10 protein-coding genes and 1 pseudogene are annotated in these 12,941 nt (G+C 68.8%); 10 read left to right on the top strand and 1 reads right to left on the bottom strand.

The window, feature by feature from the left end; all coding sequences use genetic code 11:
- The 6 genes and pseudogenes from ACFY30_RS31305 to ACFY30_RS31280 all read left to right on the top strand — a co-directional run bounded on the left by ACFY30_RS31305 (position 1) and on the right by ACFY30_RS31280 (position 6,796).
- The gene (locus tag ACFY30_RS31305) at positions 1–2,034 is read left to right on the top strand and encodes a GTPase (protein ID WP_390848509.1); all 2,034 of its coding nucleotides are present in this window, start codon (positions 1–3) and stop codon (positions 2,032–2,034) included.
- A 172-nt stretch (positions 2,035–2,206) separates the two neighbouring features.
- On the top strand, positions 2,207–2,692 hold the full coding sequence (locus ACFY30_RS31300) for a single-stranded DNA-binding protein (RefSeq protein ID WP_390848508.1): 486 nt from the start codon (positions 2,207–2,209) through the stop codon (positions 2,690–2,692).
- 274 nt (positions 2,693–2,966) lie between these two features.
- Positions 2,967–4,382, top strand: coding sequence for a Cys-Gln thioester bond-forming surface protein (locus tag ACFY30_RS31295; RefSeq protein ID WP_390848507.1), 1,416 nt, complete (start codon positions 2,967–2,969; stop codon positions 4,380–4,382).
- Between the two features lie 53 nt (positions 4,383–4,435).
- Entirely contained in the window at positions 4,436–4,699 is a 264-nt protein-coding gene (locus tag ACFY30_RS31290) for a CopG family transcriptional regulator (protein ID WP_390848506.1), read from the top strand.
- Positions 4,696–4,943 (top strand): annotated as a pseudogene (locus ACFY30_RS31285) (DNA-binding protein); the annotation flags it as partial. The gene ACFY30_RS31290 and the pseudogene ACFY30_RS31285, both read left to right, overlap by 4 nt.
- Positions 4,944–5,794: 851 nt before the next feature.
- The gene (locus ACFY30_RS31280; protein WP_390848505.1) at positions 5,795–6,796 is read left to right on the top strand and encodes a trypsin-like serine peptidase; all 1,002 of its coding nucleotides are present in this window, start codon (positions 5,795–5,797) and stop codon (positions 6,794–6,796) included.
- 200 nt (positions 6,797–6,996) lie between these two features.
- Here the strand turns inward: ACFY30_RS31280 and ACFY30_RS31275 are convergent, their stop codons facing one another.
- Positions 6,997–7,263: a DUF6959 family protein gene (locus tag ACFY30_RS31275; RefSeq protein WP_390848504.1), complete on the bottom strand. Its 267-nt coding sequence runs from the start codon at positions 7,261–7,263 to the stop codon at positions 6,997–6,999.
- Between the two features lie 313 nt (positions 7,264–7,576).
- On the opposite strand from ACFY30_RS31275, the gene ACFY30_RS31270 reads away from it, so the two are divergent.
- From ACFY30_RS31270 to ACFY30_RS31255, 4 genes are all read left to right on the top strand, one after another.
- Entirely contained in the window at positions 7,577–9,628 is a 2,052-nt protein-coding gene (locus ACFY30_RS31270) for a restriction endonuclease (protein ID WP_390848503.1), read from the top strand.
- A 539-nt stretch (positions 9,629–10,167) separates the two neighbouring features.
- Complete coding sequence (gene ettA, locus ACFY30_RS31265; RefSeq protein WP_390659970.1) at positions 10,168–11,832, top strand: energy-dependent translational throttle protein EttA; 1,665 nt, start codon at positions 10,168–10,170, stop codon at positions 11,830–11,832.
- A gap of 6 nt (positions 11,833–11,838) precedes the next feature.
- A complete protein-coding gene (locus tag ACFY30_RS31260; protein WP_390659969.1) occupies positions 11,839–12,249 on the top strand; it encodes an acyl-CoA thioesterase in 411 nt (136 codons plus the stop codon).
- A complete protein-coding gene (locus tag ACFY30_RS31255; RefSeq protein WP_390848502.1) occupies positions 12,246–12,941 on the top strand; it encodes a hypothetical protein in 696 nt (231 codons plus the stop codon). The genes ACFY30_RS31260 and ACFY30_RS31255 overlap by 4 nt, the downstream gene beginning before the upstream one ends.

Genomic DNA, 12,941 nt, shown 5'->3' with positions numbered 1-12,941 from the left:
GTGACCGCCGTCACTGACGAGGACCACACGGACCACTCGGACCACTCGGGCCACACTGACAACACGCGTCGCGAGGACGGCGGCCGGGCCGCCCAGGACACGTCCGGCGGAGACCCGTCGGCAGAGCCGACGCCCCCGAAGACCACGGACCGGGCGCAGGCGCAGGGACAGCCCGTCGGCGACGGCCCGGCCGGCCACGCGCGCGTGAGCGACCGCGGCGGTGAGGACACCACGGGCCGTGCGGAACCCCGTGGCGAACCACGCGCGCAAGCCCGTCCGGAATCTCCCGCCGACGCCCGCGCCGACGCCCCCGCGGACCCGCCCGGTGTCTGGGACGACGGACTCATCGCGCGCCGGGTGAACGAGGGGTCCGCCGCTCAGCCGTCCGCCGCCGAGCAGGCCGCCGTGGCGGAGAGCAGGGCCGCCGCCGCACCGTCCGCGGCCCCGCCCCTCTACGACGGCCGGCTGCGCTCCCGGCTCGACTCGCTGCGCGAACTCGTGGGTCTCTCCCGTACCCGCCTCGACAGCAGGACGCTCGCGGAGGCCGGCCAGGTCCTCGACGAGGCGACGGCCCGGCGCAAGCTCTCCGGCCAGCACACCGTCGTCGCCATCGCGGGCGCCACGGGCAGCGGCAAGTCCCAGCTGTTCAACACGCTCGCCGGGGTCCCCATCTCGGAGACCGGCGTCCGGCGGCCCACCACCGCCGCGCCCATCGCGTGCACCTGGAGCGACGGCGCCGCGAGCCTCATCGACCGCCTCGGCATCCCGGGCCGGCTGCGCAGGCGGCCGGTGCAGAGCCCGGAGGCGGAGGCGCAGCTGCGCGGACTCGTCCTGATCGACCTGCCCGACCACGACTCCGCGGCCGTCCAGCACCGCGAACAGGTCGACCGCATCCTCAAGCTCGTCGACGCCGTCGTCTGGGTCGTCGACCCGGAGAAGTACGCCGACGCCGTCCTCCACGAGCGCTATCTGCGGCCCCTCGCGGGCCACGCCGAGGTGATGTTCGTCGTCCTCAACCAGGTCGACCGGCTGCCCGGCGAGGCCGCGGAACTCGTCCTCGACGATCTGCGCCGACTGCTCGACGAGGACGGCATCGCGCTCGGCGAGTACGGCGAACCGGGTGCCACCGTGCTCGCGATGTCCGCGCTCACCGGGGACGGCGTCGGTGAACTGCGCGAACTGCTGGGCCAGTTCGTCGCGGAGCGGGGAGCGGCCGGGCGCCGGGTCTCGGCCGACGTGGACGCCGCCGCGGGCCGGCTGCGGCCCGTCTACGTCACCGGGCGGCGCACCGGGCTCAGCGAGGAGGCGCGGGACGAGTTCGCCGACCGGCTCGCGGACGCGGTGGGCGCCACCGCGGCGGGCGAGGCCGCCGAACGCGCCTGGCTGCGCAACGCCAACCGCGCCTGCGGGACGCCCTGGCTGCGGCTGTGGCGGTGGTGCCAGGACAGCGGCGACTCGCCCACGGGCCGGCTTCCGGTCCGCACCCAGGCCGACGAGGAGGCCACGGCACGGCAGCGCGTCGAACAGGCGGTGCGGACCGTGTCCGAACGGGCCTCGGCCGGGCTGCCCGCGCCCTGGGCGCAGGCGGTGCGGGAGGCTGCCGTACGCGGTTCCCAGGGGCTGCCCGAGGCGCTGGACGAGCTGGCCGCCCGGGCCGCGCTGCCGACGGGGCGTCCGCCGCGGCCGGGATGGTGGCCGGTGGCCGTGATGGCGCAGGCGGCCATGACGCTCCTTCAGATCGTCGGCGGGCTGTGGCTGGTGGGGCAGATCGCCGGGGTCATGGCGCCGAACCTGGGCGTTCCGGTGCTGCTGATGGTGGCCGGGATCATCGGCGGGCCGCTCGTGGAGGGGAGTTGCCGGATGGCGGCACGCGGGCCGGCCCGGCGGTACGGGCAGGACGCGGAACGGCGGCTGCGGGAGGCGGCCGCCGGGTGCGGCCGGGCCCGGGTCCTGGATCCCCTGGCGGCGGAACTGCTGCGGTACCGGGAGGTGCGGGAGCAGTACGGGAAGGTGGTGGGGGCGGGGGTGCGCTGACCGGCGTGGATCCCCTGGCTCACCCGTCCGGGTGGCGGAGTTGTCCACAGGCCGGTGGTGATCCACAGGGCTCGGCGGGCCCGGCCCGGCGGAGGCAGTCTGGCTCCACGGCGATCGCGACGGACGCGGTCGCCGTGGCAGACGCAGCCGTACGAACGGGAGGGGTTCGAGCATGAACGAGACGATGGTGTGCGCGGTCGGCAACGTGGCGACGCAGCCGGTCTACCGGGAACTGGCGGCGGGGCCGTCGGCGAGGTTCCGGCTGGCGGTGACCGCGCGCTACTGGGACCGGGAGAAGAGCGCCTGGACCGACGGGCACACCAACTTCTTCACGGTGTGGGCCAACCGCCAGCTCGCCACGAACACGGTCGCCTCGCTGAGCGTGGGGGATCCGGTGATCGTGCAGGGCAGGCTGAAGGTGCGCACGGAGACGCGCGAGGGGCAGCAGGGCTGGACGTCGGCCGACATCGACGCCGTGGCGATCGGTCACGACATCGCGCGCGGTACGTCGGCCTTCCGCCGCTCGGGCCGGCCGGAACCGGCAGCCGCCGCCGGCGCGACCGGGCAGCCGGAACCCCAGTGGGAGACACCCGCGCCGGCGATGGACGCCGGCGCGCCGGAGGACCGGCCACGACGTGAGCCGGTGGCGGTGACGTGATGTCACACAGTGCCCAGAGCTGACCGGACAACGGCTTATCGGCGGGTAAATCCCCTCTCGCGCGGTGGATTTGTCGATAAGCCCCGATCCCGCGCCGCCCTCGGACGATCTTGGCGATAACGATTACGAGTCGGATCGTCCATCCGACGACATCACCGCGAAACGGGGTGCGCGGGCCTCTCTAGGATGCCTCCACGTGGCTCACGGGGCTTCTGATTCGGCTGGTGGGACCGTACCCCCCACGTCAACGGGTCCTGCTCGAAGGGGAATTGCGTTGATTTCTTCGTTCTCCGCGCCGTTCGCGCGCCGGCCGGGCACCGCCCGGCTCGCCGTGGCGACGCTGGTGTCCGGACTCGCCGCCGCCGGTGTGATCGCCTCCGCGGGCACGGCCGTCGCCGACGGGACCACGCAGACCCAGGGCGGAGCCACCGCGACCATAGGCGGCCTCAAGACGTACGGCGCCGCCGTGATCCACGACGACAGCGGGGACCAGGAGGTCTCGGCGGGCCTGTTCGAGATGTCCGTCGAGGGCGGCGGCACCCTGCAGACCTACTGCGTCGACCTGCACAACCCCACCCAGGGCGGCGCCAAGTACCACGAGACTCCGTGGAGCGGCACCTCGCTGGGCGCCAACGACGACGCGGGCAGGATCCGCTGGATCCTGCAGAACTCCTACCCCCAGGTCAACGACCTCGCCTCGCTGGCGGGGAAGGCCGGCATCGACGGCGGACTCACCGAACAGGACGCGGCGGCCGGCACCCAGGTGGCCATCTGGCGCTACTCGGACGACGCGGACGTCGACGCCGTCGACCCGCAGGCCGAACAGCTCGCGGACTACCTCCAGAAGGCCGCCCGTGACACCGCCGAGCCGGAGGCGTCCCTGACCCTCGACGCGCCGGCCGTCTCCGGGCACCCGGGCGAACCGGTCGGACCGGTGACGGTGCACACCGACGCGAGCGCGGTGACGGTGACGCCGCCCATGGACGCGGACATCAGCGGGGTGCGGATCGTCGGCAAGGACGGCCGGCCGGTCACCTCCGCGCAGGACGGCACCCAGCTGTTCTTCGACGTCCCCGCCGACGCCGAGGCCGGCTCCGCCGAACTGACGGTCACGGCCTCCACCACCGTCCCCGTCGGCCGCGCCCTCACCTCCGAGAGCCGCAGCCAGACCCAGATCCTGGCCGGCTCCAGCGAGTCGACGGTGTCGGCGACGGCGAGCGCGACCTGGGCGAAGCAGGGAGCCGTACCGGCGCTGTCCGCGGCGAAGAACTGCGCCAGGAGCGGCGTGGACATCACCGTGGCCAACCAGGGCGACGAGGCCTTCACCTTCGAACTGCTGGGCGCCGAGCACGCCATCCCGGCGGGCACGTCCCGGACGGTGACGATCCCGCTCCAGGAGGACCAGCCCTACGACTTCACGATCAGCGGCCCGCAGGGGACCGAGAGCCGCTTCACCGGTGTCCTCGACTGCAAGACCCAGACCGCGGAGATCTCCGGCCTGACCACCCAGACCCTCAGCGAACCGAGCCCGGCCACCGTCGGCGGCACCACCGCCACCGACACCAACCTCGCCGAAACGGGCTCCTCCAGCACCACCCCGCTCATCGCCGGCACAGCCATCGGCCTGGTGGTGATCGGCGGAGCGGCCCTCCTCCTGGCGGGACGGAAGGAGAACCGGACGCGGGGCTGAGGGACGGCCCTCGGCACTCCAGCGGCGGTGGCATCCGCGGTGGCACAAGGGGCATGAGCGAGCCCACCCAGAAGTACTCGATCACGATGCCCCGGGACATCGCCGAAGCCGCTCGCGCCCGCAGTGGACCCTCCGGGCTGTCCGCCTACGCGGCGGCCGCCGTCGCCCGGCAGATCGAGCGCGACAACCTCAACGAGCTCATCCAGGTCGCGGAGGCCGAGCACGGCCCCGTGACCGAGGAAGAGGTGCAGGCCCTGCGCGATCAGCTGCACCAGGCGCGCGCACAGCAGACCGGTGACGGGGCGAACGCGGCGTGACGCGCTCGCCCGCCGCCCCGGGCGGCACGCTCGTGCTCGACAGCGAAGGACTGGCCAAGGCCGTGCTGCGCGACCGGACGGTCACCGCCTGGCTCGCCCTCGCCCGTGCCGACGACCTGCGCGTGATCACCTCCGCTGCCACCTTGGTGGAGCTGGTGCAGCCCGGCATCAACCGCCCCGTACTCGAATGGACCCTCTCCCGCCTCATCCTGGACCGCTGACCGAACCGATCGCGCGCCGGGCACGGCGACCTCGAAGCGACCGGGACGTTCAGCTCGTCATCACCGCGAGACAACTGAGATCGCGGCACCGAAACCCCGGGTCAACCGCCCCGGTCATTCGGGACTTCCACCCGCTGACCGTCTGCCTGGACACGCCCACTGAGCGGCGACCTCCGCACCGTCGCACCCGCCAGGACCGCAAGCACAGCCCGGTATCTCTGCTCGACAACCGACAACCGACAACCGACAACCGACAACAGGTCCACGGACTGCCCGACGCGCCGGAAGCTTACGGGGCCGCGATCACTGGCGCCAAAGCAACTCCAGCGTCCCTATGGACGCATATGTAGGATCGGGGGGATAGCAGTCACGGCCCATCTAGTTGCCGAATGTGTCGATGGGTCAGCCTGTATCGCCGCGCGCCGTGATGCCTCCAGGGTCTGTCGTCCGAACTCTGCAGCGCCCGGTTCCCTGCGGTGTGCAGAGCCCCTCTTGCCGTCTTGGTCACCTGCCTCCGCTGTCAAGCCGAGAAACAGAGAAAGCGACCCGCGACGGATGCGACTCCGGCTGAGCAGTGGTTGCATGGAAGGAGGAACAAAGTACGCCGTGATTGCCAGGGCTCTGCTGGAGACGGCATACGGCACCCCTTCCGTACGGTTCACGCAGACTCCCGGGCTGCGTCTACCAGTTGCTTCGTGGCACAACAAGCAGCCAAGCCTGATCGCCATCCAGTCACCCCGGAGACAATTGATGACTACTCAAAAGCAGACGATGGCGCCCCTGCGCTACGCCAGGAACGGCGCGCGGCCCCTAACGCCATGGGAACTTACGCAGTTTGCGGCCCAGCCTAGGAACCGGGGAACGGCCAGCCGGGGTGGCTGAGCTCGCCAGCCGCCAGCGCATCCATGTCTTCACCGATGGTGATGGCCCCCCAGAGCCGGAGATCTCTCGCGTGGATGGTTTGTGGCGTGTCGATGTGCCGACTGGGAGCGTCGGCGACGTTGCCTTGCCTGGCAGAACGGCGATCCGCGGCTTTCCGGGAGAGCTGATGTCCGGGACCGATCACGACGCTGATGCGGCACCCTATCGACCCGAGTGGCTCGACCTATTCTATGTGCCGCGCGTTCTTCCGAGCCGCAGAAGGAAACCGATCAAACCGCTGGACGGGGGTGCACTCCAGCCGAGATGGGTCATCGGTCCCGACAACCGGCAGGAACTAAACGAGACAAGCTGGCCCTGGGGCTGCGTGGGTAAAATCTTCACGAGCGCGGGAATGGCAGGCTCAGGGGCACTCGTCGGCGACCGCGTTCTCCTCACGGCCGGCCATGTGGTGCCATGGGGTGACGTTTCAGCAGGCAATTGGTGGATGCGTTTCGTGCCTGCGTACTACAACGGCAAGTCGCTCCATGGCGCTGGCGTTCAATCCTACGTCTCGGATGTACGTGGCTTCGACCCAGACTTGGCGGGCGGCGCGACAGCGGCCTACGACCGGGCTGTTTGCCGACTGTACGAGCCGCTCGGGGGCCCACTGGGTTACTTCGGACTGGGACACTACACCCCTGCTTGGAACGGTCAGCGGTGGTGGATGAACATGGGTTACCCCGGAAACATGTGGTTCCTGGGGGCCAGCTTCGAGAGTGGCATAAGTATCAACGCCGCCTATAGTGACATCAATGGAGGCATAGAATGCCACCATTACGGCGACGTAACGCCCGGTAATTCCGGCGGCCCGATGTTCGCCTTCTTCGGCGCGGACAATCCCCGCATCATTGCGGTTCAGTCATCGGACAGTGCGGATGGAGAAATGGTCAACTACGCGGCCGGCGGCCCAGGCCTTGTCGACTACGTGATATGGGCACGCCAAAACTGGCCCTGACCTCGATCATGCGTGAGGCCGTCCGCCTGCTGACGGCCCTCACTGTTCGTTCACAGCAGCAATTCTCGCGCCCACCGCAGTCGAGATGCGCCGCTCACTGGGGCTGCCGCCACAGTCGTAGTGACCCTGGTGAACATGCCGACGATCACGTCCGCCCTTACAAGGCAGCGATCCAGCTTTCAAAGACCAGAGCCTTGCGATCAGTACGGCCGTGGGACTTTGTGGGCATCCAGCGCGGCGTTGTACCGCGCCAGCAGCTCATCAAGGTCGGCCAGCAGAAGGCCGGCCGTTTCCCGTGCCTCGGCGAGGTCGCCCCGGGCGCAGGCTTCAACGACTTCGGCAACGTCGCTGCGGATGATGGAGAGAGAGTCACCCTGGATCAAGACGCCGGGGAACCGACGGGGTGGCAGGCGCACCACAGCGTTGTTCCCACCGTCCGTGAACAGCTCTGCCTCAACGCGTTCCATCGCGCCATTCAACCTGACATCACCAGCTGACCTCAACGATGGCGTACACAAGCAGTCTTGAGCGACCGAACACGCAAGGCGGACAAGGTCGTCAAAGCTTCAGGGGTGGCCGACGGAGCGAACTCCTAAAGCGGTGCTCATCTGCCAGCCACCTCAACGTGACGGGGCAAGACGCCTGTCACGTACTCGAATAAGTCACCGTCGACTGAGTTGTACACCTCAATGATCCGTTCCGAGATGCTTGCCGTCGTTGTCGGTGGATCCCTCTACTCTCAGGCGGAGAGATGCGAGTACCGCAGTGAAGGGGGATCAGATGCACAACCGCCAGCCCGTACCCGCCAGGCCGTGGCGCGACCGGAGTAACTCGCTCGGCTACATCCAGGGGGGCACGGAGGCTCAGGCGGATCTACTCCGACAGGTGCTCGCTCAACTGCCCTGCGAAGGCGCGGAATCACTGGAGTGGCGGACGCCAGAGGGGAAGCACGTCAGTGCCCGCTGCGAGGACTTGTGCCGGCGCGTGCTCTCCGCTCCAGGCCTCGCCGAGCGGACCGACGAAGCCCGGTGGCAGCCGAGCGCCTACGCAGCGCAATGGCTGGAGAGCAAGGACGACTCCTTCCTGGCCGCTCACCTGCATGCCCAGGTGAAGTTCTTCGGCGAGCTCCTACTGGCGATCGGGGACCAGACAAAGCATGCGGATTTGCTGAAGGTGGCGACAGAGGCATACGGGCTGAACTGGACAAGCCTGTCACCCGTGCGAGACCGTACGGGGTGGCTCAGGAGTCTGGGGATGATCGAGCTGTGGGGCCAGCGGGTCGTCAGGACCGAACTGGGAGACGCTTTGCTGGAAGTCCTCCCGCTCTGTCCGCCTGAGAGCGCCCGCGGAGAAGAGGAAGAGGCTGCCGAGCCGGACGGTGGCGAGGAAGGGCAGCTGGCATTCTTTGGCGATTCCGGGCAGTTGGAGCAGGTCGACCTGAGGAATCGCCGTGCTCTGATTGGGTACATTCCTCGGGGCAATGCTTCCGACAGCCGCGACGGGGACTCGACTCTGACGGCGACCGCCGCCCTGCGCAGGCTAGTCGCCCTGCTGGGCGACGGCACGGGCCTTGAAGAGTTCAGCGAGCTGTGCGCCAGCGAGTTCGGCATCAGCAAGAGGTCCTTTACCACGATGATGCACGCCCTACGGCACACCGGACTCGTCGAGCAGACGTCGTTCAACCGCTTCGCACCGAGCGAGGACGCGCACCAAGTCGTTGACGAGGGGAACGAGAGACTGCTCGCCGCCCATCTGCATATGCGGTATCTGTTCTTCGGTGAAATCCTGCGCCATTTGGACAAGCCCGCGACCACCTCGATGCTGGTAGCCGTGGCGAAGGAGACGTACGGCTACACCCAGGCCTCGAACGGAGAGGTCCGTCTCAGGCTCGCATTCCTCCAGGAGGCGGGTCTGGTTGAGCGAGTGGACTGGCAGCGGTTCCGTGTCACCGCGGCTGGACGGAGTTTCGCGAAGAGACTGACTCTTCAGCTGCCAGTCGAAGCAGTCCCAGAAAAGACCGATCCCTCAGAACATGTGGACGCGCCCCGTACTCCAGCGTCCGAGACGGTCATCGCCCAGCTGCGGCAGTACGGCAATGTCGGGACGGACAGCCGGGAGTTCGAGGAGGCCGTTGGTCGCGCCTTCGCCTTCCTCGGGTTCAAGGCCGAGCACCTCGGTGGCGCGGGCCGCACGGACGTCCTGTGTATCGCGCAACTGGCCGCGAAGGATCGATACCGGATCATCGTGGACGCGAAAAGCTCAGGGAACGGGCAGGTCGCCGAGTCCAGCGTCAAGTTCGACGCACTGCGTGACCACAAGCGCAAGCACAAAGCCGATCACGTAGTCGTCGTGGGGCCGGAATTCGCTCCACGGCTCAAGAACTGGGCTGCGGAGAACGAGGTCATCCTGCTGCGCATCGAGGACCTTGCCACTCTGCTCGACCACCACTCGCGAAACCCGATGCCCCTCACCGAACTGCGGGACGTCTTCTCCCGCGTCGACACGTTCAGCGACGACCTGACCGAGCGATACCAGGCGCTGGAGCGGCGCTCGCTGCTGATGCGCAGGATCATCGATGTGGCCTTCCAGGAAGCCGTGGACGACGACCCCGTCGACGATGGGTACATCAGTGTCGAGAACATCATCTACGCCTTGCGGAAGGAGTTCACCCCCCGCCCTTCTCGGCAGGAGGTGGACGAGCTGATCGCGTTCCTATCGAGCCCTGTCGTGGCCGCGCTGGAATCCACCAAGGGCCGCCACAAACTGATCGATTCGCCCCAGAACCTGGCACTGCGCCTGGCCGGTCTAGGCGGCACCGTCGCCATGGATTGAAGAAATAGTCGACCGGGTTGCTCGCCCCGGCCGGGACGCCGGCACAGGCAGCAGCGTTGATCCGTTAGACGGCCGCAGGTCACGGCTGCCGATGGTCAGTTGTGGCTGTGCTGAGCGAATGGCTCGCTTGAGATGGCCGGCAGTGAGGGTGCCGCGGCTGTCGGCCTGCTCGAAGGAACACATTAGGCAGCCGTGGCTGGGGCCGGTGGGGATGCGGCGAGGCATATGCGCGCCCCGCCGTGCTGCGTGCCCGGCGTCATGGCTGGCTTTCGTCGGCCGAGGCGCAAGCGGGCCTGCTCTGGAGGTGCCCGGTCAGCCGATCGAAGGGGCCGCGGTCAACTCTGGGCTGTCTCCGGGCCGTGCGAGGTTGCCCGAGGTCACTCGACAGCGACCGACAGTGACAGATCGCTTCCAGTCGTCAACCCCGAACCCCCAGGTCACAGCCCCCCGACTGAACGGGTTTCCCCCCAGGGGTAGCCGTCCGGCAAGATGGGGTGTATCTGCCCACTGCCAGATTTCAAGCTGCCGGACGGTTTCTCTTGGCTGAGTACATCTACACCATGCGCAAGACGCGCAAGGCACACGGCGACAAGGTGATCCTTGACGACGTCTCGCTGAACTTCCTGCCCGGCGCGAAGATCGGTGTGGTCGGCCCGAACGGTGCCGGTAAGTCGACCGTTCTGAAGATCATGGCGGGGATCGAGCAGCCGTCGAACGGCGACGCGTTCCTCTCGCCCGGCTACAGCGTCGGCATCCTCATGCAGGAGCCCACGCTCAACGAGGAGAAGACCGTCCTGGAGAACGTCCAGGAGGGTGTCGCCGAGATCAAGGGCAAGCTCGACCGGTTCAACGAGATCGCCGAGCTGATGGCCACCGATTACAGCGACGCGCTGCTCGACGAGATGGGCAAGCTGCAGGAGGACCTCGACCACGCCAACGCGTGGGACCTGGACGCGCAGCTCGAGCAGGCCATGGACGCGCTCGGGTGCCCGCCCGGCGACTGGCCCGTGGTCAACCTCTCCGGTGGTGAGAAGCGCCGCGTCGCGCTCTGCAAGCTGCTGCTGGAGGCCCCCGACCTGCTGCTCCTCGACGAGCCCACCAACCACCTCGACGCCGAGTCGGTGAACTGGCTGGAGCAGCACCTCGCCAAGTACGCGGGCACCGTCGTGGCCATCACCCACGACCGGTACTTCCTCGACAACGTCGCCGAGTGGATCCTCGAGCTCGACCGCGGGCGCGCCTACCCGTACGAGGGCAACTACTCCACGTACCTGGAGACCAAGGCCACCCGGCTCAAGGTCGAGGGCCAGAAGGACGCCAAGCGGCAGAAGCGGCTCAAGGAAGAGCTCGAGTGGGTGCGGTCCAACGCCAAGGGGCGTCAGGCCAAGTCCAAGGCCCGCCTCGCCCGCTACGAGGAGATGGCCGCCGAGGCCGAGAAGATGCGGAAGCTGGACTTCGAGGAGATCCAGATTCCCCCGGGCCCGCGTCTCGGCAACGTCGTCGTCGAGGTCAGCAAGCTCAACAAGGCCTTCGGCGAGAAGGTCCTCATCGACGATCTCAGCTTCACCCTGCCGCGCAACGGCATCGTCGGGGTCATCGGGCCGAACGGCGCCGGCAAGACGACCCTGTTCAAGATGATCCAGGGTCTGGAGACCCCGGACTCCGGCGACATCAAGGTCGGCGACACCGTCAAGATCTCGTACGTCGACCAGAGCCGCGAGAACATCGACCCGAAGAAGACCCTCTGGGCGGTCGTCTCCGACGAGCTCGACTACATCAACGTCGGTCAGGTCGAGATGCCGAGCCGGGCGTACGTCTCGGCCTTCGGCTTCAAGGGTCCCGACCAGCAGAAGCCGGCCGGTGTGCTCTCCGGCGGTGAGCGCAACCGTCTGAACCTCGCGCTCACGCTCAAGCAGGGCGGCAACCTGCTGCTCCTCGACGAGCCGACCAACGACCTGGACGTGGAGACGCTCTCCAGCCTGGAGAACGCGCTGCTGGAGTTCCCCGGGTGCGCCGTGGTGGTCTCCCACGACCGGTGGTTCCTGGACCGGGTCGCCACGCACATCCTCGCCTACGAGGGTGACTCCAAGTGGTTCTGGTTCGAGGGCAACTTCGAGTCCTACGAGAAGAACAAGATCGAGCGGCTGGGCCCGGACGCGGCGCGTCCGCACCGTGCCACCTACAAGAAGCTGACCCGGGGCTGATCGATCTTGCGGCACATCTACCGCTGCCCGCTGCGCTGGGCGGACATGGACGCCTACGGCCACGTCAACAACGTGGTGTTCCTCCGCTACCTGGAGGAAGCCCGTATCGACTTCCTGTTCCGCCCGGAGAAGGACTTCAAGCAGGGGTCCGTGGTGGCGCGCCACGAGATCGACTACAAGCGCCAGCTCGTCCACCGGCACTCGCCCGTGGACATCGAGCTGTGGGTCACGCAGATAAGGGCGGCGTCCTTCACCATCACCTACGAGGTGAAGGACGGCGACCACGTCTACGTCACCGCGTCGACGGTCATCGTGCCGTTCGACTTCGAGGCGCAGCGCCCGCGCCGGCTCACCGCCGAGGAGCGTGAGTTCCTGGAGGAGTACCGGGACGACGCCGAGGAGGCCGTCGCCGCATGACGGTGCTCCACCTCGCCGACGAGGGGGAGGCGGCGGACCTCGCGGCCTTCCTCTCCCGGCTGCTCCACTACGACCGTGGAGCCGCGGTCAGGCTGCAGGCGGCCGGGACCGCACTCGCCGTCTTCGGCCGGCCGCCCTCCTTCGAGGTCCTCGCGATCCGCGCCGTGCGGCTGGCCAAGCCGTACGAGGACGGACTCGAGGCCACCCTGGACGTCACCGTGTCCGCCGGCGAGCTGCTGGAGGGTGTGGACGAGGCCGGGGCGACGGCCGCCGTGCCGGGGGCGGTGACCGGGCCGCCGTGGGCCGGTGTGCTGCCGCCGCGCGGCGGCTGGCGTCCGCAGGAGGGACTGCCGGAGCCGGACGCGCTGCGCGCGACGGTCGCCGCGGCCGTCGGCGAGTTCCGGCGCCGCAGCGAGGCGTTGCCGGCCGAGAGCCGTCAGCGGGCCGAACTCGACCGGATCGGTCGGGAGATCTGGTCCCGGACGGTCGCGGACACCGGGCTTCCCGTACGGGCCGTCCACGCGGCCCAGTCGCTGGGCTTCCTGCGGGCCGCGGGCGCCGGGGCGGATCTCGCGCTGCTCTCGTCCGGTGCGTGGCTGCGGCTGCGCACGCCGTACGGGTCGATCGCCGTACGCCGGGCGGGGGCGGGGCTCGGGACGCCGTCCCTCAGCGTCCGCCCCCGGCATCCCTGA

It is taken from the genome of Streptomyces sp. NPDC000345, from assembly GCF_042898825.1.
Classification (GTDB): Bacteria; Actinomycetota; Actinomycetes; order Streptomycetales; family Streptomycetaceae; genus Streptomyces.
This window is presented reverse-complemented; position numbering and strand designations above follow the sequence as displayed.

Bases quoted from the DNA above. Each gene is read 5' to 3' on its own strand.
- ACFY30_RS31300 (WP_390848508.1), top strand. From the start codon at position 2,207: ATGAACGAGACGATGGTGTGCGCGGTCGGCAACGTGGCGACGCAGCCG.
- ACFY30_RS31290 (WP_390848506.1), top strand. From the start codon at position 4,436: ATGAGCGAGCCCACCCAGAAGTACTCGATCACGATGCCCCGGGACATC.
- ACFY30_RS31275 (WP_390848504.1), bottom strand. From the start codon at position 7,263: ATGGAACGCGTTGAGGCAGAGCTGTTCACGGACGGTGGGAACAACGCT.
- ACFY30_RS31270 (WP_390848503.1), top strand. From the start codon at position 7,577: ATGCACAACCGCCAGCCCGTACCCGCCAGGCCGTGGCGCGACCGGAGT.
- ACFY30_RS31255 (WP_390848502.1), top strand. From the start codon at position 12,246: ATGACGGTGCTCCACCTCGCCGACGAGGGGGAGGCGGCGGACCTCGCG.